This is a genomic window from Mycobacterium terramassiliense (assembly GCF_900157385.1).
In the GTDB taxonomy this organism is placed as follows: Bacteria; Actinomycetota; Actinomycetes; order Mycobacteriales; family Mycobacteriaceae; genus Mycobacterium; species Mycobacterium terramassiliense.
The window spans coordinates 64752-86366 of sequence record NZ_LT717699.1 but is presented as its reverse complement, the minus strand read 5'-3'; the positions used below and the strand labels follow the sequence as shown (position 1 = coordinate 86366).

General features: G+C 69.3%; 19 protein-coding genes and 1 pseudogene. 6 read left to right on the top strand and 14 right to left on the bottom strand.

The window, feature by feature from the left end; genetic code table 11:
• Window positions 1–16 precede the first annotated feature (16 nt).
• Window positions 17–1471 carry a glutamate--tRNA ligase gene (gltX, locus tag MTAB308_RS04490; protein WP_077098269.1) on the bottom strand — a complete coding sequence of 485 codons (1455 nt, stop codon included), beginning with the start codon at window positions 1469–1471 and terminating at the stop codon, window positions 17–19.
• Complete coding sequence (locus MTAB308_RS04485) at window positions 1468–2268, bottom strand: fumarylacetoacetate hydrolase family protein (RefSeq protein ID WP_077098271.1); 801 nt, start codon at window positions 2266–2268, stop codon at window positions 1468–1470. Before MTAB308_RS04485 ends, gltX begins: the two co-directional genes overlap by 4 nt.
• A 68-nt stretch (window positions 2269–2336) precedes the next feature.
• On the opposite strand from MTAB308_RS04485, the pseudogene MTAB308_RS04480 reads away from it, so the two are divergent.
• Window positions 2337–3398, top strand: a pseudogene (locus MTAB308_RS04480) (MFS transporter); the annotation flags it as partial.
• 133 nt (window positions 3399–3531) lie between these two features.
• Here MTAB308_RS04480 and MTAB308_RS04475 read toward each other — a convergent pair.
• Both MTAB308_RS04475 and serA read right to left on the bottom strand, forming a co-directional pair.
• The gene (locus MTAB308_RS04475; protein WP_077098273.1) at window positions 3532–4542 is read right to left on the bottom strand and encodes a 3-isopropylmalate dehydrogenase; all 1011 of its coding nucleotides are present in this window, start codon (window positions 4540–4542) and stop codon (window positions 3532–3534) included.
• Window positions 4539–6125, bottom strand: coding sequence for a phosphoglycerate dehydrogenase (gene serA, locus MTAB308_RS04470; protein ID WP_077098275.1), 1587 nt, complete (start codon window positions 6123–6125; stop codon window positions 4539–4541). The genes MTAB308_RS04475 and serA overlap by 4 nt, the downstream gene beginning before the upstream one ends.
• A gap of 29 nt (window positions 6126–6154) precedes the next feature.
• On the opposite strand from serA, the gene MTAB308_RS04465 reads away from it, so the two are divergent.
• Both MTAB308_RS04465 and wrbA read left to right on the top strand, forming a co-directional pair.
• A complete protein-coding gene (locus tag MTAB308_RS04465) occupies window positions 6155–7585 on the top strand; it encodes a phytoene desaturase family protein (RefSeq protein ID WP_077098277.1) in 1431 nt (476 codons plus the stop codon).
• Complete coding sequence (gene wrbA / locus MTAB308_RS04460; RefSeq protein ID WP_077098279.1) at window positions 7582–8184, top strand: NAD(P)H:quinone oxidoreductase; 603 nt, start codon at window positions 7582–7584, stop codon at window positions 8182–8184. Before MTAB308_RS04465 ends, wrbA begins: the two co-directional genes overlap by 4 nt.
• Before the next feature lie 64 nt (window positions 8185–8248).
• Here wrbA and ilvC read toward each other — a convergent pair whose 3' ends face one another.
• From ilvC to MTAB308_RS04445, 3 genes are read right to left on the bottom strand one after another with little or no spacing between them, the layout of a single operon-like run.
• The gene (ilvC, locus tag MTAB308_RS04455) at window positions 8249–9250 is read right to left on the bottom strand and encodes a ketol-acid reductoisomerase (RefSeq protein WP_077098281.1); all 1002 of its coding nucleotides are present in this window, start codon (window positions 9248–9250) and stop codon (window positions 8249–8251) included.
• A 34-nt stretch (window positions 9251–9284) separates the two neighbouring features.
• Complete coding sequence (gene ilvN, locus MTAB308_RS04450; protein WP_067009364.1) at window positions 9285–9785, bottom strand: acetolactate synthase small subunit; 501 nt, start codon at window positions 9783–9785, stop codon at window positions 9285–9287.
• Window positions 9785–11653, bottom strand: a complete 1869-nt coding sequence (locus tag MTAB308_RS04445; RefSeq protein ID WP_077098283.1) for an acetolactate synthase large subunit — start codon at window positions 11651–11653, stop codon at window positions 9785–9787. The genes ilvN and MTAB308_RS04445 overlap by 1 nt, the downstream gene beginning before the upstream one ends.
• Before the next feature lie 324 nt (window positions 11654–11977).
• On the opposite strand from MTAB308_RS04445, the gene MTAB308_RS04440 reads away from it, so the two are divergent.
• Window positions 11978–12316, top strand: a complete 339-nt coding sequence (locus MTAB308_RS04440) for a PH domain-containing protein (protein WP_077098909.1) — start codon at window positions 11978–11980, stop codon at window positions 12314–12316.
• Window positions 12317–12319: 3 nt separating this feature from the next.
• Here MTAB308_RS04440 and MTAB308_RS04435 read toward each other — a convergent pair whose 3' ends face one another.
• Complete coding sequence (locus MTAB308_RS04435) at window positions 12320–13177, bottom strand: DoxX family protein (protein WP_077098285.1); 858 nt, start codon at window positions 13175–13177, stop codon at window positions 12320–12322.
• Window positions 13178–13396: 219 nt separating this feature from the next.
• Between MTAB308_RS04435 and MTAB308_RS04430 the strand changes: the two genes are divergently transcribed.
• The gene (locus MTAB308_RS04430; RefSeq protein ID WP_077098287.1) at window positions 13397–14518 is read left to right on the top strand and encodes a PQQ-dependent sugar dehydrogenase; all 1122 of its coding nucleotides are present in this window, start codon (window positions 13397–13399) and stop codon (window positions 14516–14518) included.
• Here MTAB308_RS04430 and MTAB308_RS04425 read toward each other — a convergent pair.
• From MTAB308_RS04425 to gatC, 6 genes are all read right to left on the bottom strand, one after another.
• Entirely contained in the window at window positions 14515–15054 is a 540-nt protein-coding gene (locus MTAB308_RS04425; RefSeq protein ID WP_077098910.1) for a flavin reductase family protein, read from the bottom strand. The two genes, MTAB308_RS04430 and MTAB308_RS04425, sit on opposite strands and share 4 nt — an antisense overlap.
• A gap of 97 nt (window positions 15055–15151) precedes the next feature.
• On the bottom strand, window positions 15152–16660 hold the full coding sequence (gatB, locus tag MTAB308_RS04420) for an Asp-tRNA(Asn)/Glu-tRNA(Gln) amidotransferase subunit GatB (RefSeq protein WP_077098289.1): 1509 nt from the start codon (window positions 16658–16660) through the stop codon (window positions 15152–15154).
• Between the two features lie 35 nt (window positions 16661–16695).
• Window positions 16696–17844 carry a MinD/ParA family ATP-binding protein gene (locus MTAB308_RS04415; protein WP_108637199.1) on the bottom strand — a complete coding sequence of 383 codons (1149 nt, stop codon included), beginning with the start codon at window positions 17842–17844 and terminating at the stop codon, window positions 16696–16698.
• 143 nt (window positions 17845–17987) lie between these two features.
• Window positions 17988–19019 carry an ATP-dependent 6-phosphofructokinase gene (locus tag MTAB308_RS04410; RefSeq protein WP_077098291.1) on the bottom strand — a complete coding sequence of 344 codons (1032 nt, stop codon included), beginning with the start codon at window positions 19017–19019 and terminating at the stop codon, window positions 17988–17990.
• A gap of 48 nt (window positions 19020–19067) precedes the next feature.
• Complete coding sequence (gene gatA / locus MTAB308_RS04405; protein WP_077098293.1) at window positions 19068–20555, bottom strand: Asp-tRNA(Asn)/Glu-tRNA(Gln) amidotransferase subunit GatA; 1488 nt, start codon at window positions 20553–20555, stop codon at window positions 19068–19070.
• Entirely contained in the window at window positions 20552–20851 is a 300-nt protein-coding gene (gene gatC / locus MTAB308_RS04400; protein ID WP_077098912.1) for an Asp-tRNA(Asn)/Glu-tRNA(Gln) amidotransferase subunit GatC, read from the bottom strand. The genes gatA and gatC overlap by 4 nt, the downstream gene beginning before the upstream one ends.
• A gap of 105 nt (window positions 20852–20956) precedes the next feature.
• Here gatC and MTAB308_RS04395 point away from each other — a divergent pair, with 105 nt between their 5' ends.
• On the top strand, window positions 20957–21613 hold the full coding sequence (locus tag MTAB308_RS04395; protein WP_108637226.1) for an ACT domain-containing protein: 657 nt from the start codon (window positions 20957–20959) through the stop codon (window positions 21611–21613).
• Window positions 21614–21615: the final 2 nt, after the last annotated feature.

Genomic DNA, 21615 nt, shown 5'->3' with positions numbered 1-21615 from the left:
GCAGACTACCAAAAACCTAGACCGCGCCGTCGCGCGCGGCCCGCAACCGCGCCATGCTCCGGTCGCGGCCCAGCAGTTCCAGTGATTCGAACAACGGTGGGCTGATCGTCGTTCCCGTCACGGCGACCCGAATCGGACCAAACGCCTTGCGCGGTTTGAGTCCGAGGTTTTCGACGAGCGCGGTCTTCAGCGCGTGCTCGATGTCGGCCGTGGTCCAGCCCGCCACGCCGTCCAGCGCGGTCAGCGCCGCGTCCAACACCGCGATGCCGTCCGGGCCGAGCTCCTTGGCGGCGGCCTTGGGGTCGATCGCGTATTCGTCGTCGTTGAAAAACTTCAGCAGGTCCCACGCGTCGGCGAGGACCACGATGCGCGTCTGCACCAGCTCGGCGGCGGTGGCGAATCCGGCATCATCCAGCCCGGTCTGATGGCCGTGGGCGTTCAGGAACTCGCGCAGCCTGGCGGCGAAGTCGCCGGCGTCCAGCATCCGGATGTGCTCGGCGTTCAGCGCGTCGGCCTTCTTCTGGTCAAACCGGGCCGGGTTCGAATTGACGTCGACGACGTCGAAAGCCCCCACCATTTCGTCGAGGGTGAACACGTCGTGGTCGTCGGCGATCGCCCAGCCCAGCAGCGCAAGGTAATTCAGCAACCCCTCCGGGATGAAGCCCCGGTCGCGGTGGGCGAACAGGTTGGACTGCGGGTCGCGCTTGGAGAGCTTCTTGGTGCCCTCCCCCAACACCGTTGGCAGATGCGCGAATTGTGGGGTGCGTTCGGCGACCCCGATCCGGATCATCGCCTGATAGAGGGCGAGCTGGCGCGGGGTCGACGGCAGCAGGTCCTCGCCGCGCAACACGTGGGTGATCTTCATCAGCGCGTCGTCGACCGGGTTGACCAAGGTGTACAACGGTTCTCCGTTGGCGCGGGTCAGCGCGAAATCGGGGATGGTGCCCGCCGCGAACGTTGTGGTTCCGCGCACCATGTCGTCCCAGCCGAGGTCTTCGTCGGGCATCCGCAGGCGCACCACCGGCTGCCGGCCCTCGGCGAGAAAGGCCGCGCGCTGCGAATCGGTGAGCTGCCGATCGAAGTTGTCGTAGCCCAGCTTGGGATTACGGCCGGCCGCGATGTGGCGGGCCTCGACCTCCTCCGGGGTGGAGAAGGCGTAGTAGGCCTCCCCGGCCTCGAGCAGCCTGGCCACCACGTCGCGATAGATCTCGACGCGCAGCGACTGGCGGTACGGGCCGTAGGGGCCGCCGACCTCGGGGCCCTCGTCCCAGTCGAGGCCGAGCCAGCGCAGCGCGTCGAGCAGCGCCAGGTAGCTTTCCTCGGTGTCGCGCTGGGAGTCGGTGTCCTCGATGCGAAAGACGAAGGTACCGCCGGTGTGTCGGGCGTAGGCCCAGTTGAACAGCGCGGTGCGGACCATCCCGACGTGCGGGGTGCCGGTCGGCGACGGGCAGAATCGGACTCGTACGGTCACGACTTTCCTTTGCGGACAACGGGGTTGACGAGGCTGCCGATGCCCTCGATCGTGATCGAGACCGTGTCGCCGTCCTCGATGGGACCGACGCCCGCGGGTGTTCCGGTCAGGATGAGATCGCCCGGCAGCAGGGTCATCACCGCCGAGATCCACTCCACGATGGCGCCGACGTCGTGAATCATCAGCGAGGTGCGGCTGTGTTGCTTCACCTCGCCGTTGACCTCGGTGCGCAGTTCGAGGTCCGCCGGATCGACGTCGGTGACGATCCACGGCCCGACCGGGCAGAAGGTGTCATGGCCCTTGGCGCGAGTCCATTGGCCGTCGGCCTGTTGTTGGTCGCGCGCCGAGACGTCGTTGCCGATGGTGTAGCCGAGGATGTTGTCGGCGGCCTGAGCGGCGGGCACGTCCTTGCACGGCCGGCCGATCACCGCGGCCAGCTCGCCCTCGAAGTGCACCGGTGAGGCGTTGGCGGGCAACCGGATCGGTACGTTCGGGCCGATGATGGCGGTGTTCGGTTTGAGGAAGATGATCGGATCCGCCGCCGCCGGGCCGGTCGCGAAGCTGCTCATCTCGGCGATGTGATCGGCGTAATTCTTGCCGACGCAGACCACCTTGCCGGCCAGTATCGGGGCCAGCAACCGCACGTCGGCCAGCGGCCAGGAGCGGCCGGTGAAGTTCGGCGTGCCGAACGGGTGCTCGGCGATCTCCCGCACGATCATCCCGGCGGGATCCTCCAGCTCGCCCTCGATGCTGACGAACGCGACACCGTCCGGGCTGGCGATTCGACCAAGGCGCATTCGTTGCAGCCTAGTAGTCGTTTTCAGAGTTACCGCGGCCGGTGTCGGCCCTGTGCAAGCATGGATTGATGCCGAAGGGCGACGCCACGCTCAGCGCGGGAGCGCGCTGGACGGTGATGGTCGTCTCGCTGTTCGTGACGGCCAGTTCCTTCCTCTTCATCAACGGCATCGCCTTCCTGATCCCCTCGCTCGAGGACCGGCGCGGGATTGCGCTGACCGAAGCGAGTCTGTTGTCGTCGATGCCCAGCTGGGGCATGGTCGTCACCCTGGTGCTGTGGGGCTACGTCCTAGACCGCGTGGGCGAACGGATCGTGCTGACCGCGGGTTCCGCGCTGACCGCGGCCGCGGCCTACGGCGCGGCGTCGGTGCATTCGATGGTGTGGGTCGCCATCTACCTGTTTCTGGGTGGCATGGCCGCCGCAAGCTGCAACGCCGCCGGGGGGCGACTGGTGTCGGGGTGGTTCCCGCCGCAGCAGCGCGGCCTGGCGATGGGCATCCGCCAGACCGCACAACCGCTGGGCATCGCCGTGGGCGCGCTGGTGATGCCCGAGCTGGCCGAGCGCGGCCCGCACGCGGGGCTGATGTTTCCGGCGTTCGTGTGCAGCGCGGCGGCGGTGGCCGCCGCGGTCGGCGTCGTCAACCCGCCGCGCAAATCCCGGGAGGCGGCCACGGAATCCGAACTGGCCAGCCCGTATCGCGGATCCTCGGTGCTGTGGCGCATTCACGCGGTCGCGGGCCTGCTCATGATGCCGCAGACGGTGACGGTCACCTTCATGCTGGTGTGGCTGGTCAACCACCACCACTGGTCGGTCGCCGCGGCCGGCGGTCTGGTCACCCTGTCGCAGCTGCTCGGCGCGGCGGGGCGCATCGCGGTCGGCCGCTGGTCGGATCGCATCGGCTCACGCATGCAACCCGTCGCCGTCATCGCCGCGGCCGCCGCGTTGACCCTTTTCCTCCTGGCGCTTTCGGACCTGGTGGATTCGCGATTCGACATCGCGCTGATGGTCGCGATCTCGGTGATCGCGGTGCTGGACAACGGGCTGGAGGCGACCGCCATCACCGAATTCGCCGGGCCGTTCTGGAGCGGGCGCGCGCTGGGCATCCAGAACACCACCCAGCGGGTGGTGGCGGCCGTCGGTCCCCCGCTGTTCGGTGTGCTGATCAGCGCGGCGAAGTATCCGCCGGCCTGGGCGCTGTGCGGGCTGTTCCCCCTGGCGGCCGTGCCGTTGGTGCCGATCCGGTTGTTGCCGCCCGGGTTGGAATCTAGAGCGCGGCTGCGATCAGTTCGCCGACTTCGCCGGTGGCGCGCCGTTCGTTCCCACGAGTTGCCAGATGATGCTCGACGGCACGGTCCACCCGGGCAGCGGCCTCGTCCTCGCCGAGGTGGTCGAGCAGCAGCGCCACCGACATGATGGCCGCGGTCGGATCCGCGATGCCCTGACCGGCGATGTCGGGTGCGCTGCCGTGCACCGGCTCGAACATCGACGGGTTGGTCCGGGTGGCGTCGATGTTTCCACTGGCGGCCAAGCCAATTCCGCCGCACACCGCCGCGGACAGGTCGGTGATGATGTCGCCGAACAGGTTGTCGGTGACGATCACGTCGAAGCGGCCGGGGTCGGTGACCATGAAGATGGTGGCCGCGTCGACGTGTTGGTAGGCCACCTCGACGTCGGGATACTCCTCGCCGACCTCGGCGACGATCCGCGACCACAGCTTCCCCGCGAACGTCAGCACGTTGTTCTTGTGCACCAGCGTCAGGTGCTTGCGGCGCAACATGGCGCGTTCGAACGCGTACTGCACCACCCGCCGCACGCCGTACGCGGTGTTCAGGCTGACCTCGGTGGCCACTTCGTGCGGCGTCCCGGCGCGAATCGCGCCGCCGTTGCCCGTGTAGGGCCCCTCGGTGCCCTCGCGAACCACGACGAAGTCGATCTCGGGGTTTCCCGCGAGCGGGCTGCTCACCCCGGGATACAGCCGACCCGGCCGCAGGTTCACGTGGTGATCCAGCTCAAAACGCAGGCGCAGCAACAACCCTCGCTCCAGCACGCCGCTGGGCACCGAGGGATCGCCGACGGCTCCGAGCAGGATGGCGTCGTGCCCGCGCAACTCGGCGAGCACCGAGTCCGGCAGCAACTCGCCCGTGGCATGGAAGCGGCGGGCGCCGAGGTCGTAGCCGGTCTTTTCCACCCCCGGCACCACCGCGTCGAGGACTTTGACGGCCTCGGCCACCACCTCCGGCCCGATGCCGTCGCCGCCGATCACCGCGAGTCTCACGACAGGTCAACCACTTCGAGCTTCTTGGCGCTCACCGCGGCCGCGATCGCCGACCGCACATCCTCCGGCACGTCCTGGTCGACTCGCAGCAGGATGGTGGCGAACGGGCCCTCGGCGTCCTCGGACAGTTGGGCCGCGTGGATGTTCACCCCGGCGCCACCGAGCAGGGTGCCGATCTTGCCCAACGCCCCCGGCTGGTCGACGTAGTGGACGATCAGGTTGGTGCCTTCGGCGCGCAGGTCGAAGTGGCGCCCGTTGATCTGCACGATCTTCTGCACTTGCTGCGGCCCGGCCAGCGTGCCGGCGACGTTGACGGTCGTCCCGTCGTGGGCCACGCCCCGCACGTCGACCACGCTGCGGTAGTTGGGGCTTTCCGAGGCCGTCGAGATCTCGGCCGAAACGCCGCGCTCGGCGGCCAGCGCCGGCGCGTTGACGAACGTCACCGGGCCCTCGACGACGGCCGAGAACAGCCCGCGCAGGGCCGAAAGCTTCAGCACCTCAACGTCTTCGGCGGCGAGCTCGCCGCGCACCTGCACCGACAACGACACCGGCGGCCCGTCGGACAGCGTGGCGACCAGCACGCCGAGCTTGCGCGCCAGGTCCAGCCAGGGCGCCACCTCCTCGTTGACCACGCCGCCCCCGACGTTGACCGCGTCGGGAACGAATTCACCGGCCAGGGCCAGCCGCACGCTCTCGGCGACGTCGGTGCCGGCCCGGTCCTGGGCTTCGGCGGTCGACGCCCCCAGGTGCGGCGTGACCACCACCTGCGGCAGCTCGAAAAGCGGGCTGTCGGTGCAGGGTTCGCTGGAGAACACGTCGAGGCCGGCGGCGCGCACATGCCCGCTGTTCACGGCTTCGGCCAGCGCCGCCTCGTCCACCAGGCCGCCGCGCGCCGCGTTGACGATGATGACGCCCGGCTTGGTCTTCGCCAGCGCCTCCTTGTCGATCAGGCCGGCGGTCTCCGGCGTCTTCGGCAGATGCACCGAGATGAAATCGGCGCGGCCCAGCAGGTCGTCCAGGGACAGCAGCTCGATGCCGAGCTGCGCGGCCCGGGCCGGCGCCACGTAGGGGTCGTAGGCGACCACGTGGGTGCCGAAGGCCGCGATCCGTTGCGCGAACAACTGCCCGATCCGGCCCAGCCCGACGACACCGACCGTCTTGCCGAAAATTTCGGTGCCGGAGAACTTCGACCGCTTCCAGGTGTGCTCGCGCAGCGTGGCATCGGCCGCCGGGATCTCACGCGCGGCGGACAGGAGCAGCGCCATCGCGTGTTCGGCGGCGCTGTGGATGTTCGACGTGGGGGCGTTGACCACCAGCACCCCGCGCGCCGTGGCGGCGTCGACGTCGACGTTGTCCAGGCCGACCCCGGCGCGGGCCACGATCTTCAGCTTGGGAGCGGCCGCCAGCACCTCGGCGTCGACGGTGGTGGCCGATCGCACCAGCAGCGCGTCGGCCTCGGGCACGGCCGCCAGCAGCTTCGGCCGGTCGGGCCCGTCGACCCAGCGCACCTCGACCTGGTCCCCCAGGGCGGCGACGGTTGATTCGGCGAGTTTGTCGGCAATGAGTACAACAGGCAGATTCACGCGGCCAGCCTATCGGCTGTAATTGACCGGTGGACGTCACCGTCGTCGGCAGCGGGCCCAACGGCCTCAGCGCGGCCGTCATCTGCGCCCGCGCGGGACTGAAAGTGCAGGTCGTCGAGGCGCAGCCGACGTTCGGCGGCGGCGCTCGCACCGCCGCAGACAACGAATTCCCAGCAATCTCACACGACGTGTGCTCGGCGGTCCACCCGCTGGCGTTGGCATCCCCGTTCTTCGCGGCGTTCGACCTGCCCGCGCGGGGCGTGCGGCTGGCCGTCCCGGAGATCTCCTACGCCAACCCGCTGCCGGGCCGCCCGGCCGCCATCGCCTACCGGGATCTGGAGCGCACCTGCGCGGAGCTGGAGCGCGGCGCGTCCTGGCGGCGGCTGCTGGGCCCATTGGTGGAGAATTCGGGCGCCGTGGTGGGATTGCTGCTCGGCGACAAGCGGTCGCTGCCCCCTTCGGTGCCGCCGGCCCTGCAGCTGGGCCTGCGCATGCTGGCGCAGGGGACGCCCGCGTGGGGATTGCTCGCCGGCCAGGACGCCCGCGCCCTGTTCACGGGCGTTGCGGCGCATGTGATTTCGCGGATGCCGTCGTTGACCTCCTCGGGCGCCGGGTTGATGCTGGCCACGCTGGCCCATGCCGCCGGCTGGCCGATCCCGGTCGGGGGCAGCCAGGCGATCACCGACGCGCTGATCGTCGATTTGCGCGCGCACGGCGGCGAACTGACGGCCGGCACGGAAGTCACCGAACCACCCGGCGGCGTCGTCGCCTACGACACGGCGCCGACCGCGCTGCTGCGCATCTACGGGAACGCCCTTCCGGATCGCTACGCCAAAGCGTTGCGCCACTACACGTTTGGTCCCGGCGTCGCCAAGGTGGACTTCGTGCTCAGCGAGGACATCCCGTGGTCGGACCCGCGGCTGGGTCAGGCGCCGACCCTGCACCTCGGCGGCACCCGCGAGCAGATGGCGCGGGCCGAGGCCGACATCGCCGCCGGGCAGCACGCCCAGTGGCCGATGGTGCTGGCCGCCTCGCCGCACATCGCGGACCCCGGCCGCATCGACAGCGCCGGCCGGCGCCCCTTCTGGACCTATGCCCACGTGCCGGCGGGCTCCACCGTCGACGCGACCGAGGCCGTCACCGGAATCGTCGAGCGGTTCGCGCCCGGGTTCCGCGACATCGTGGTGGCGGCCCGGGCCGTGCCCGCCGCAGCGATGGCCGACCACAACGCCAACTACGTCGGCGGCGACATCGGGATGGGCGCAAATTCCGCCTGGCGCGCGATCGCCGGCCCGACGCCTCGCCTGAACCCTTGGAGCACACCGGTTCCCAAGGTCTATCTGTGCTCGGCGGCCACCCCGCCGGGCGGCGGGGTGCACGGCATGTCCGGTTACTATGCCGCCCGCACGCTGTTGCGCCGCGAATTCGGCATCACCGGCATGCCTAGGCTGGCTCCATGACCAAACTCGCGATCATCTATTACTCGGCCACCGGTCATGGCACCTCGATGGCCCAGCGCGTCGCCGCGGCGGCCGAGTCGGCCGGCGCCGAAGTGCGCCTGCGGCACGTCGCCGAAACCCACGACCCGGAATCGTTCGCCCACAACCCGGCCTGGACCGCGAACTACGAAGCGACCAAGGATCTCCCGGCGGCCACCGGCGACGACGTCGTGTGGGCCGACGCGGTGATCTTCGGCTCGCCGACGCGCTTCGGCTCGCCGGCCGCGCAATTGCGCACCTTCCTGGACTCGCTGGGCGGTCTGTGGGCCCAGGGCAAGCTCGCCGACAAGGTGTACGCGGCGTTCACGTCGTCCAACACGCTGCACGGCGGTCAGGAGACCACCCTGCTCTCGCTGTACATCACGATCATGCATTTCGGCGGCATCATCGCGCCGCCGGGTTACACCGACCCGATCAAGTTCGTCGACGGCAACCCGTACGGGGTGAGCCTGGTGTCCACCCACGACAACATCCACGAATTCGACGACGCGACCCAGGACGCGCTGGACCACCTGGCGCGCCGGGTCGTCGAAACGGCCGGCCGCCTCCGCGACACATAAACGTTTGCGACGACACGCCGAAAACCGTAGCAGCGGTTTATGTTTCGAGGCAGGCGGCTGACCCCTACGCCGTCTCGGTGATCGGGCGGTCCACCCAGCTCATCAGGTCGCGCAGCTTCTTGCCGGTGACCTCGATGGGGTGCTCGGCGTTCTCCTTGCGCAGCTGCTCGAGCTGCTTGTTGCCGCCCTCGATGTTGGCGACGAGCTTCTTGACGAAGGTGCCGTCCTGAATCTCGCGCAGGATGTCCCGCATCCGGTCCCGGGTGCCGGCGTCGATGACGCGGGGCCCGGACAGGTAGCCACCGAACTCGGCGGTGTCGGACACCGAGTAGTTCATCCGGGCGATGCCGCCCTCGTACATCAGGTCGACGATCAGCTTGAGCTCGTGCAGCACCTCGAAGTACGCCATCTCCGGCGGGTAGCCCGCCTCGACCATCACGTCGAAGCCGGCCTTCACCAATTCCTCTGTGCCGCCGCACAACACGGCCTGCTCACCGAACAGGTCGGTCTCGGTCTCGTCCTTGAAGGTCGTCTTGATGACGCCGGCCCGGGTGCCGCCGATGGCCTTGGCGTACGACAGGGCCAGGGCCTCGCCCTGACCGGTCGGGTCCTGGTCGACGGCGATCAGGCAGGGCACGCCCTTGCCGTCGACGAACTGGCGGCGCACCAGGTGGCCGGGCCCCTTGGGGGCGACCATCGCGACCGTGACGTCGGCTGGCGGCTTGATCAAGTCGAAGTGGATGTTGAGCCCGTGACCGAAAAACAAAGCGTCGCCGGCCTTCAGGTTGGGCTCGATGTCGTTCTTGAAGATGTCGGCCTGAGCGGTGTCGGGGGCCAGCAGCATGATCACGTCGGCCCACTTGGCGACCTCAGCCGGGGTGTCGACCTCCAGCCCCTGCTCCTCGACCTTGGCCCGCGACTTCGAACCCTCCTTGAGCCCGACGCGCACCTGCACGCCCGAGTCGCGCAGGCTCAGCGAGTGCGCGTGCCCCTGGCTGCCGTATCCGATGACGCCGACCTTGCGGCCCTGGACGATCGTCAGGTCTGCGTCGTCGTCGTAGAACATCTCTAGTGCCACGGTGAACTTTCTCCTTGTTTTGCTATTTGGCCGTGCCGATACCGCGCGGACCGCGGGATAGCGACACCATTCCGGATTGAGCGATTTCGCGGATGCCGAACGGCTCCAGCACGCGCAGGAACGCCTCGATCTTGCCGCGGTCACCGGTGGCCTCGATGGTCAGCGATTCTGGTGACACGTCAATCACCTTGGCGCGGAACAGATTCACCGCCTCGATGACCTGGCTTCGGGTGCCGGCGTCGGCCCGCACCTTGATCAGCGACAACTCCCGGGACACCGAGTTGTCGTCGTCCTGCTCGATGATCTTGATCACGTTGATCAGCTTGTTGAGCTGCTTGGTGATCTGCTCGAGCGGGGTCTCCTCGGCGGAGACCACGATGGTCATCCGCGACATGTCCTTTTGTTCGGTCGCGCCGACGGCCAGCGACTCGATGTTGAAACCGCGCCGGGAGAACAGCGCCGCCACGCGCGCGAGCACGCCGGGCTTGTCCTCCACCAACACCGACAGCGTGTGCGTGTGCATCAGGCGTGCCCTTCGCTTTCGTCGTCGAACAGCGGGCGGATCCCGCGGGCGGCCTGGATCTCGTCGTTGCTGGTGCCGGCCGCCACCATCGGCCACACCTGCGCGTCGGCGCCGACGATGAAGTCGATCACCACCGGGCGGTCGTTGATCGCCCGCGCCGCCTTGATCACGTCGACGACGTCTTCGGCACGCTCGCAACGCAATCCGACGCAGCCAAGCGCCTCGGCCAGCTTCACGAAGTCCGGGATCCGGTGCGAGTGCGTGGCCAGGTCGGTCTGCGAGTACCGCTCCTGGTAGAACAGCGTCTGCCACTGGCGCACCATGCCCAGGTTGCCGTTGTTGATCAGCGCCACCTTGATCGGCGCACCCTCGATGGCGCACGTCGCCAGCTCCTGGTTGGTCATCTGGAAGCAGCCGTCGCCGTCGATCGCCCAGACCTCGGCGTCGGGGCGGGCGATCTTGGCGCCCATGGCCGCCGGGATGGCGAAGCCCATGGTGCCCAGACCGCCGGAATTGAGCCAGGTGCGCGGCTTTTCGTAGGAGATGAACTGCGCGGCCCACATCTGGTGCTGGCCGACACCGGCGACGTATACGGCGTCGGGGCCGGCGATCTCGCCCAGCTTCTCGATCACGTATTCCGGGCTCAGGCTGCCGTCGCTCTGCGGGCCGTAGCTCAGCGGGTAGGTGGACTGGACGCCGTGCAAGTAGGCCCACCAGTCGGTCATCTCGATGTTTCCCGGGATGTCGTGGTGGCGCAGCATCGCGATGAGGTCGGTGATGACGGCCTTGACGTCGCCGACGATCGGCACGTCGGCGTGCCGGTTCTTGCCGATTTCGGCCGGGTCGATGTCGGCGTGGATGACCTTCGCCTCGGGGGCGAAGGAGTCGAGCTGTCCGGTCACCCGGTCATCGAAGCGGGTGCCCAGCGCGATCAGCAGGTCGCTGCGCTGCAGCGCCGCCACCGCCGCGACGGTGCCGTGCATGCCGGGCATGCCCAGGTTCTGCGGGTGGCTGTCCGGGAACGCGCCGCGCGCCATCAGCGTGGTGACCACCGGGATGCCGGTCAGCTCGGCCAGCTCGCGCAGCTGCTCGGTCGCCTCGCCGCGGATGACCCCGCCGCCGACGTAGAGCACCGGTTTGTGCGCGGTCGCGATCAGCTTGGCGGCCTCGCGGACCTGCCGGTTGTGCGGTTTGGTGTTCGGCTTGTAGCCGGGCAGGTCCATGCGGGGCGGCCAGCTGAACGTGCACTGGCCCTGCAGCACGTCCTTGGGGATGTCGACGAGCACCGCTCCGGGACGGCCCGAGGCGGCGATGTGGAACGCCTCGGCCAGCACCCGGGGGATGTCGTCGCCGGAACGCACCAGGAAGTTGTGCTTGGTGATCGGCATCGTGATGCCCGAGATGTCGGCCTCCTGGAAGGCGTCGGTGCCGATCAGCCCGCGCCCGACCTGACCGGTGATGGCGACGACGGGGATCGAGTCCATCTGGGCGTCGGCCAGCGGCGTCACCAGATTGGTGGCGCCGGGACCCGAGGTCGCCATGCAGACCCCGACCTTGCCGGTGGCGTGCGCGTACCCGCTGGCCGCATGCCCGGCGCCCTGCTCGTGGCGAACCAGCACGTGGCGCAGCTTCTTCGAGTCGAACAGCGGGTCGTACACCGGCAGCACGGCGCCGCCGGGAATGCCGAAGATCACCTCGACGTCGAGTTCCTCCAGCGACCGGATCACCGACTGGGCACCGGTAAGTTGTTCGGGCCCAACGCGTTTCGGTTGGGCCGCCGGTGTCCTTGCGGCGGGTTTCACGGCGTCGGTGGCGACGCTGGCCGCGTCAGGCGGCCTAGGTGATTGTGGCTTGGTGGGTGCGCTCACTGTCGTCCTCGCCCTCTTGTCCCGTCTGTTCACGCTCGTCGTTATGTCTCGTTGCCGCGCAAGAAAAAACCCCCGTCAGCTCGGCCGCTGAACGAGGGTTGCGCGTTGGTGCTGGATAGCTTCAAATGCCGAAGAGCCGGTCAGCCACCAACGCGCTGACTAAGTACTACGAGCATTCCGGGCTTTCCGGCGGTATCCATAGCGTCCGACGGTAGCCTTCGCACAGCTCAGGAGTCAAATCCGGGTCTCGTGTGCGGCCCGGGCCGCCGGTGAAAGGATGCTCCCGTGGCTACCGATTCCCCCGTGGTGATCAAGGTGTCGCCGATGGCCCACTTCGCCGTCGGATTCTTCACCCTCGGCCTGCTGATACCGGTGCTGGCCTGGCCGGTGTGCGCGCCGCTGCTGATCATCCCGGTGGTGTTGTCCGCGTTGATCATCCGGCTACGCACGGTCGCCGACGCGCAGGGCGTGACCGTCCGGACTCTGTTCGGCAGCCGGACGGTGCGCTGGGAAGAGATCGAGGGGCTGCGCTTTTCCCGCGGGTCCTGGGCGCGCGCCCGCCTCGCGAGCGGCGCGGAGCTGCGCTTGCCCGCCGTCAGCTTCGCGACGCTGCCGCAGCTGACCGAGGCCAGCTCGGGACGGGTGCCCAATCCCTACCGATGAGGCTCAGGCGATCGGGTTGACCCCGTTGAGCAGCACCCATACCGCGACACCGGCGGCGATGCCGGCCAGCAGGGCGACGAACGACCCGATGAAGGGCCGGTGCGACCAGCCTCGGTTCGCGTCGAGGCCGTAGCGGCCCGGCCCGCACAGCACGACCGCGGCGGCCAGGACGATCAGGGTGATCTGGTATTCGTGCCCCTGCGGCAGGAAGTACGAGAAGGCGTGTGACCGGGAGCCGCCCGACACGGTGGCCAGCAGTTCGTTGATCAGGAACGCCAGCGCGCCCGCCGCGGCGATCGGGGTGAACAGCCCCAATATCAGCAGCACGGCGGCCACGATCTCACCGCCCGCGCTCACGTACGCGAGGACGTCGGCGTGGTGGTAGCCGACGTCGGAGAGGGAATTCTTCAGCCCGGTCAATCCGCCGCCGCCCCACCAGCCGAACAGTTTCTGCAACCCGTGAGCCCCGAGCACCACGCCCAGCCCGACCCGCAACACCAGCAAACCCAGGTGCTGGGTGCCGCGCCTGCCGACCTCGCGATGCCGCTCGTCGTCGGGCTCCGCGTCGATCTGGGCCGGCTCGGTGGCCGAGATCGGTGCCGCCTGCGCCACCGCGGCCGGCTGGACGTACGGCAGGGGTTCCTGCTGGTCGAGCAGGTGGTATCCGCCGGCGCCCGGCCCGGCGTGTTGGTTGGGGTCCTGGTAGGGGATGACCGTGGTGGTCCCGAAATCCCCCGGGTACCCGACCGGCGTCAGGTCGTCCTCGGGGTCGACCAGGCGCGCCGAGGCGGGGCGCCCGGGGATCGGCTCCGGGGTATCGCCCGGACGCTGCCAAGGTGCGTCATTCGATTGACTGGTCACGGGTGCCAGGGTAAGGGGCAAAAGGGCCTGAATCGGGGATTTGAGCGGCGCTTTCGCCGGGTAAGTCCGCCAAATCGGCCCGAATCGGTCCAAAATGGCCGTCCCGCGCGTCCGCGACGGCGGAAAGGGTCAAATCGGCGCTCCACCGGCGGCGCTGGCGCAGCCGGACACGGGCGGGCGTGTGGCGGCGGTGCGCGCACAGTCCGTAGCCTGTCGAACATGCGGATACGGGGCTCGGCTCGCGGCGCGGTGGCCGCGCTCTCCGCTGTGCTGCTCGTCGCGAGCGGCTGCGCGCGGTTCAACGACGCCCAGTCCCAGCCCTTCACGACGGCCCCCGAACTCAAGCCCCAGCCGAGCTCGACGCCTCCCCCGCCACCGCCGCTGCCGCCGACGCCGTTCCCCAAGGCCTGCCCCGCGCCGGGGGTGATGCAGGGCTGCCTGGAGAGCACCAGCGGCCTGATCATGGGCCCCGACAGCAAAACCGCGTTGGTCGCCGAGCGCACCACCGGCGCCGTCAAGGACATTTCCGTCAACGCCGAGCCGAAGGTGAAGACCGTCATCCCGGTCGACCCGTCCGGTGACGGCGGCCTGATGGACATCGTGCTGTCGCCCACCTATCAGCAAGACCGGCTGATGTACGCCTACATCAGCACGCCCACCGACAATCGGGTGATCCGGGTGGCCGACGGCGACATCCCGAAGGACATCCTGACCGGGATCCCCAAGGGCGCCACCGGAAACACCGGGGCCCTGATCTTCACCAGCCCCACCACGCTGGTCGTGATGACCGGCGACGCCGGCAACCCGGCGATGGCCGCCGACCCCAAGTCCCTCGCCGGCAAGGTGCTGCGCATCGAGCAGCCGACCACCGTCGGCCAGGCGCCGCCGACGACCGCGCTGTCCGGCGTCGGCTCCGGCGGCGGCATGTGCATCGATCCCGTCGACGGCTCGCTGTACGTCGCCGACCGCACCCCCACCGCGGATCGCCTGCAGCGCATCACCAAAACCTCCGAGGTCTCCACGGTGTGGACCTGGCCGGACAAGCCGGGCGTGGCCGGCTGCGCGGCGATGGACGGGACCGTGCTGGTGAACCTGATCAACACCAAGCTGACGGTCGCGGTGCGGCTCGCGCCGTCGACGGGCGCCGTCACCGGCGAGCCCGACGTCGTCCGCAAGGACACCCACGCCCACGCGTGGGCGTTGCGGATGTCGCCGGACGGAAACGTCTGGGGCGCCACGGTCAACAAGACCGCCGGGGACGCCGAGAAGCTCGACGACGTGGTGTTCCCGCTATTCCCGCAGGGCGGCGGCTTCCCCCGGAACAACGACGACAAGACCTAGACGGGCCCGTCGAGGGTGAACCTGATGCCGTATTTGCGCGGCTCGGCGGCCGGCTTGTGCAGTACGAACCGCTCCGGCGCCTCGTGGCCGGGCTCGAGGTCGTCGAGGTCGGAAAGGTACAGCACGTCCTCGTAGGCATCCGGGACCCATCCGGCGACGGGTTCCACGATGTAGGCCACGTGATCGCCGATATCGATCCAGTGCGCGATCCTCCCGACGAACCACGCGATCGCCTCGTCGAGGATCGGCATCTCGTTGGGGCCGGCGCGCCACGAGCAGTGAGCGAATTTGTCGGCCTCGTCGTCGGTTTCGCCGTCGAACAGCTCGGCCAGGGCCACTTGGTGCTGGGCCAGCACGTGCACCGCCAGGTGCTCGGATCGGCGCGCCGCGTCGCACGTGGCGCTGCTGCGCGGCATCACCACCATGAAGCTCGGGGGCCGCACGCTGGTTTGGGTGGCGAAACTGATCAGGCAACCCGACGGGTGACCCTCGGTCTGGGTGGTTACGACGAACACCGGGCCGTCCAGCATCGCCATCAGGTCGTCGAACACATGACCATCATGGGTCCGCACGGCGCTTTACAACACTCTTTCCCCCACTATTTCCGCGCGGGTCGCTCGGCCGCGGCGCCGCTCAGCCCTGCCCGCAGGCGGTCAGGACGAGTTCGCGCACCCGCGCCGCGTCGGCCTGTCCGCGGGTGGCCTTCATCACCGCGCCGACGATCGCGCCGGCCGCGGCCACCTTGCCGCCACGGATCTTCTCGGCGACATCGGGATTGGCGGCCAGCGCCTCGTCGACGGCGGCCTGCGTCACCGAATCGTCGCGCACCAGCGCCAGGCCGCGCGCGGTCATCACCTGCTCGGGTTCGCCTTCCCCGGCGAGCACGCCCTCGACCACCTGGCGGGCCAACTTGTTCGACAGCCTGCCCTCGTCGACCAGCGCGATCACCGCGGCGACCTGGGCCGGGGCGATGGCCAGCTCGTCCAACTCGACGCCCGCCTCATTGGCCTTCTGCACCAAGAAGTTTCCCCACCAGGCGCGGGCGGCCTCGCTCGACGCGCCGTGCTTGACGGTCTGGATGACCAGATCGACGGCGCCGGCATTGACGAGGTCGCGCATCACCTCGTCGGAGACGCGCCACTCGTCCTGGATCCGCTTGCGGCTCAACCACGGAAGCTCGGGGATGGTCTGCCGCAACCGCTCGACGAGCTCGCGGCTGGGCGCGACGGGCTCCAGGTCGGGCTCGGGAAAATAGCGGTAGTCCTCGGCGGTCTCCTTGGTGCGGCCCGGGCTGGTGTACCCGGATTCGTGAAAGTGCCTGGTTTCCTGGGTGATCCGGCCGCCGGAGGACAGAACGGCACCCTGGCGCTGCATTTCGTAGCGCACGGCGACCTCGACGCTTTTGAGCGAGTTGACGTTCTTGGTTTCGGTGCGGGTGCCGAACTCGGTGGTGCCCTTCGGCATCAGTGACACGTTGGCGTCGCAACGCATCGAGCCCTGATCCATCCGGACGTCGGATACATCCAACGCGCGCAACAGGTCTCGCAGCGCGGTGACGTAGGCCCGGGCGATCTGCGGGGCCCGCGCGCCGGCCCCCACGATCGGCTTGGTGACGATCTCGATCAGCGGAACGCCGGCCCGGTTGTAGTCGATCAGCGACGTCGTCGCTCCGTGGATGCGGCCGGTTTCGCTGCCCAGGTGGGTCAGCTTGCCGGTGTCCTCTTCCATGTGCGCCCGCTCGATCTCCACCCGCCAGGTGCTGCCGTCTTCCAGCGGCGCATCCAGGTAGCCGTTGATGGCGATGGGCTCGTCGTACTGTGAAATCTGGTAGTTCTTCGGCATGTCCGGATAGAAGTAGTTCTTCCGCGCGAAGCGGCACCAGGGCACGATCTCGCAATTCAGCGCCAGCCCGATTCGGATCGCCGATTCCACCGCCGCCCGGTTGAGCACCGGGAGCGAACCCGGCAGCCCGAGGCATACCGGGCAGACCTGGGTGTTGGGTTCACCGCCGAATGTGGTGGCGCAGCCGCAGAACATCTTGGTCACGGTGGACAGCTCGACATGCACCTCGAGGCCGAGGACCGGGTCGAAGCGCGCGATGACCTCGTCGTATTCCATCAGCTCGGCGGCGGCAACACTCATGCCGTCGATCCTAATCGGGTGCGAGGGCGTCCTGCTCAGCGGTCGTGCGGCGGTTGCCGGGCCCCTAACCGGGGGTTCGGCCGCGCGCCGTGGTCGGGGAACATGTCGGCGATCGCGGCCGCCATCTCCAAATAGCTGCGCCTGCTGTCCCTGCTCAGCCGGTCCAGGCCGATCTCCTTGCCGTCGTGCACGTGCCGATCGAAGGGCAGCACCACGCTCGCCGCGACGCGGGCGGACAATCCGTCGAGCTCCTTGGCGGCGACCACGCCGACCTTTCCGGCCTCCACGTGGTTGATCGCGAGCACTGTCGACTTCAGCAATCGCTGATAGCCGTTGTTGCGCAACAGGTCCAGCGTCGTCTTGGTCTTCCGTATCGCGTCGATGGACGTGCTGGTGACCACCACGAGGGCCCCCGCCTCCGGCAACACGGCGTCCATCACGGCCGAGTTGACCGCCTTGACACAGTCCACCAACAGCACCGAATAGTGCTTGCGCAGAAGAGAAAATGCCCTGACGACGTCGTGGCGCTCCAGCCGCCAGTCGGTGTGCGCATAGTCCGGCAGGCCGAGTACCTCGAGCCCGAAGCTGTTCTTGTAGGTGTGGGCCCGCACGTCCGAATACTGCGTGGCGGCGTCGTGTCGGAGCAGGTCGGCCATGCTCAGCGGGTTCCGGCGACCGTGGCGCTCCGCCAAGTCGCCGGCGTCGATGTCCACGGCGATGACCCGGTCGTCGCGCACCGCGGCGAAGGTCGAGCCCAGCGCCTCGACCACCACGGTCTTGCCGACACCGCCCTTGAGGTTGAGGACGGCGATGGGAAACGCACCGCCGACGGGCCTGCGGATGCGCTCTCGCAACGCCTGTTCGTGCGCCGAGGATTTGCCCGGACCGACGTTGATCCCGGTAAGCCGGCGGATCACGTCGCGCCAGTTGAACGAGTCGTCAAGCTCCGGCTGGTCGAGGCCGTCGAGCGCCGTCCCGCCGACCGTCAAATCCGGCCGAGGCCGCGGTGGGACACGCCGCGCCGGGGCGGGCTTGGTCGGCGGAAGCTGCGGCACCGTGGGCGATGCCGCATCGGCGTCGGCGCGCCAGGCCGGCGGCGGCCGCTGACGGCCCGGCGACCGCGAGGGCCCCGCCGGGGCCGGCGGATGCTGAACGATCCCGCGAAGTGAACCGCGGTGGCTCATACGTCCCGGTATAACCGCTTCGAACTGGCAGAAAACCACCAAATCGCGCCCGGCCGCCGCGAGCTGCGCAATCCGGCGGCAAATTCAGGCGGTCGTCGAGTGGTAGCCACCGATCGTTTGCCAACGGGTCGCCGCCCAGCCGATCAGCCGAAGAAGGCCGCGGCGTCGTCGTAGCGGCTTTCGGGCACCAGCTTGAGCTGGCGCGTGGCATCCGCCAGCGGCACCCGCCCGATGTCCTGGCCGCGCAGCGAGACCATCTGGCCGTACTCCCCGGCATGGGCGGCGTCGGCCGCGTTGACGCCGAACCGGGTCGCCAGCACCCGGTCGTAGGCCGTCGGAGTGCCGCCGCGCTGGACGTGGCCCAGCACGGTCACCCGGACCTCCTTGTTGATGCGCGTCTCGACCTCGGCGCCCAGCTGCGCCGCGACACCGGTGAAGCGTTCATGGCCGAACTCGTCAATTCCGCCTTCCCGCAAACTGATTGAGCCGGCCACCGGCTTGGCGCCCTCGGCGACCACGCAGATGAAGTGCGAATCCCCGCGCTGGAAGCGACGTTTCACCAGGCGACATACCTCTTCGACGTCGAAGGGCTGCTCGGGGATCAGCGTCATGTGGGCGCCGGACGCCAGCCCGGCGTTCAAGGCGATCCATCCCGCATGCCTGCCCATCACCTCCACCAGCATCACCCGCTGGTGGGATTCGGCCGTGGAATGCAACCGATCGATGGCGTCGGTGGCCACGGTCAGCGCGGTGTCGTGGCCGAATGTCACGTCGGTGCAATCGATGTCGTTGTCGATGGTCTTGGGCACGCCGACCACCGGAACGTTTTCTTCCGAGAGCCAGTGGGCGGCCGTCAGCGTGCCCTCGCCGCCGATGGGGATCAGCACGTCGATGCCGTTGTCGTCCAGAGTTTGTTTGATCTGGTTCAGCCCGGCGCGGAGCTTGTCCGGGTGCACCCGGGCGGTGCCCAGCATCGTTCCGCCCTTGGCCAGCAGGCGGTCGTTGCGGTCGTCGTTCTGCAGCTGGATGCGCCGGTTCTCCAGCAACCCGCGCCAGCCGTCCTGGAATCCGACCACCGACGAGCCATACCTCGAGTCGCAGGTGCGCACCACCGCCCGGATGACGGCATTGAGCCCGGGGCAGTCGCCGCCTCCGGTGAGAATTCCGATCCGCATCTTTTTATCTTGCCTGGGCGGCCCGGCAATGGCGCGACTAACGCGCGACTAAGCCGTCGGCGGCGCGGGCAGCGTGCCGCGGGCCGCCTCGTAGGCGCCTGCCACCCGGTACAGGCGGTCGTCGGCCAGGGCCGGGGCCATGATCTGCAGCCCGACCGGCAGGTCGTCGTCCGGGGACAGCCCCGCCGGCACCGACATGCCGCAGTGCCCGGCCAGGTTCAGTGGCAGCGTGCACAAGTCGAACAGGTACATCGCCAGCGGATCGTCGACCTTCTCGCCGAGCGGGAACGCGGTCGTCGGCGTCGCCGGGGACACCAGCACGTCGACGGATTCGTAGGCGCGGTCCAGGTCGCGGGCGATCAGCGTGCGGACCTTCTGCGCCTGGTTGTAGTAGGCGTCGTAGTAGCCGGCCGACAGCGCGTAGGTGCCGATCATGATGCGCCGCTTGACCTCCGGCCCGAAGCCGGCGGCCCGGGTCAGCGCCATGACCTCCTCGGCGCTGTGCGTGCCGTCGTCGCCGACCCGCAGCCCGTAGCGCATCGCGTCGAAGCGGGCCAGGTTGCTCGACACCTCCGACGGCAGGATCAGGTAGTAGGCGGCGAGCGCGTGATCGAAGTGCGGGCAATCGACTTCGCTGACCTCCGCGCCCAACGCGGTCAACTGCTCGACCGCGGCCTCGAACGACGCGAGCACGCCCGGCTGATAGCCCTCGCCGCGCAGCTGCCGGACCACCCCGACGCGCACGCCCCGCAGATCACCGTCCGCGCCGGCCCTGGCGGCGGCCACGACGTCGGGCACCTCGGCGTCCACGGACGTCGAGTCGCGGCCGTCGTGGCCGGCGATCACCTGGTGCAGCAGCGCGGTGTCCAGCACGGTGCGCGCGCACGGGCCGCCCTGATCCAGCGACGACGCGCACGCCACCAGCCCGTAGCGGGACACCGTGCCGTAGGTGGGCTTGACGCCGACGGTCGCGGTCAGCGCGGCCGGCTGGCGGATGGAGCCGCCGGTATCGGTGCCGATGGCCAGCGGCGCCTGGAACGCGGCCAGCGCCGCCGCGCTGCCGCCGCCCGAGCCGCCGGGCACCCGGTCGAGGTTCCACGGGTTGCGGGTGGGGCCGTAGGCCGAGTTCTCCGTCGAGCTGCCCATCGCGAACTCGTCCATGTTCGTCTTGCCCAGGATCGGGATGCCCGCGGCGCGCAACCGCGCGGTGACGGTCGCGTCGTACGGGGAACGCCAGCCCTGCAGGATCTTGGAGCCGCAAGTGGTGGGCATGTCGACGGTGGTGAACACATCCTTGAGCGCCAGCGGGACCCCGGCCAGCGCCGACGGCAGCGGCTCGCCGGCGGCCACCAACTGGTCGACGGCCGCCGCGGCCGCCAGCGCCTCGTCGGCCGCCACGTGCAGAAACGCGTGGTAGCGGTCGTCGGTCGCCTCGATCCGGTCCAGGCAGGCGCGGGTGATCTCCGTGGACGACAGCTCCCCGGCGGCGACCCGGGCGGCCAGCGTCGCGGCGTCGGAGCGGACGATCTCGGTCACTCGGCATCCCCCAGGATCTGCGGCACGGCGAAGCGGCCGTCGACGGCTGCGGGCGCTTCGGCCAGCGCGTCGGCCTGCGACAGGCACGGCGTCTTTTCGTCGGGGCGGGTGACGTTGACGTCCTTGAGGGGGTTGTCGGTCGGTTCGACGCCCGTGACGTCGACGGCCTGAATCTGGCTGACGTGGGTCAGGATGGCGTCGAGTTGGCCGGCGAAGCTGTCCAGCTCGGGTTCGGTCAGCGCCAGCCGGGCCAGCCGGGCAAGATGCGCCACGTCGTCGCGGGAGATCTGGGACACGACTGGAAAGCCTAGCCGCGAGCGCGAACCCGGCGTCACGCCCATCGCCCGCGGCCGGCTGCGGTCGAAATGCCACGGATACATAGCTGTGCGACAGTGTTGGCCGTGCCGTCGTATCTCTTGCGCATCGAGCTGGCCGATCGCCCGGGCAGCCTGGGCTCGCTGGCGGTGGCGCTCGGCTCGGCGGGCGCCGACATCTTGTCGCTCGACGTGGTGGAGCGCAGCTCGGGGTATGCGATCGACGACCTGGTCATCGAGCTGCCGCCGGGGGCGATGCCGGACCGCCTGATCACCGCGGCGGAATCGCTGCCCAACGTCCGGGTGGACAGCGTCCGGCCGCACACCGGGCTGCTGGAGGCGCACCGCGAGCTGGAGCTCCTCGACCACGTCGCCGCCGCCGGCGACAACGCCTCGCGGCTGAAAGTCCTGGTCAACGAGGCGCCCAAGGTGCTGCGGGTCAGCTGGTGCACAGTGTTGCGCAGCTCGCAGGGGGAGCTGGAGCGCCTCGCCGGCAGCCCGGGGTGCCCGGAAACCAAGGCCGATTCCGCCCCGTGGCTGCCGATCGAACGCGCGGCGGCGTTGGACCACACCGCCGAGTGGGTGCCGCAGGCATGGCGCGATATGGACACCATGATGGTCGCCGCGCCGCTGGGCGACCCGCACACGGCGGTGGTGCTGGGCCGCCCCGGCCCGGAATTCCGGCCGTCGGAGGTGGCCCGGCTGGGCTACCTGGCCGGCATCGTGGCGACCATGCTGCGCTGAGG

Bases quoted from the DNA above. Each gene is read 5' to 3' on its own strand.
- MTAB308_RS04485 (WP_077098271.1), bottom strand. From the start codon at position 2,268: ATGCGCCTTGGTCGAATCGCCAGCCCGGACGGTGTCGCGTTCGTCAGC.
- wrbA (WP_077098279.1), top strand. From the start codon at position 7,582: ATGACCAAACTCGCGATCATCTATTACTCGGCCACCGGTCATGGCACC.
- ilvC (WP_077098281.1), bottom strand. From the start codon at position 9,250: ATGTTCTACGACGACGACGCAGACCTGACGATCGTCCAGGGCCGCAAG.
- ilvN (WP_067009364.1), bottom strand. From the start codon at position 9,785: ATGCACACGCACACGCTGTCGGTGTTGGTGGAGGACAAGCCCGGCGTG.
- MTAB308_RS04440 (WP_077098909.1), top strand. From the start codon at position 11,978: ATGGCCCACTTCGCCGTCGGATTCTTCACCCTCGGCCTGCTGATACCG.
- MTAB308_RS04430 (WP_077098287.1), top strand. From the start codon at position 13,397: ATGCGGATACGGGGCTCGGCTCGCGGCGCGGTGGCCGCGCTCTCCGCT.
- MTAB308_RS04425 (WP_077098910.1), bottom strand. From the start codon at position 15,054: ATGGCGATGCTGGACGGCCCGGTGTTCGTCGTAACCACCCAGACCGAG.
- gatB (WP_077098289.1), bottom strand. From the start codon at position 16,660: ATGAGTGTTGCCGCCGCCGAGCTGATGGAATACGACGAGGTCATCGCG.
- MTAB308_RS04415 (WP_108637199.1), bottom strand. From the start codon at position 17,844: ATGAGCCACCGCGGTTCACTTCGCGGGATCGTTCAGCATCCGCCGGCC.
- MTAB308_RS04410 (WP_077098291.1), bottom strand. From the start codon at position 19,019: ATGCGGATCGGAATTCTCACCGGAGGCGGCGACTGCCCCGGGCTCAAT.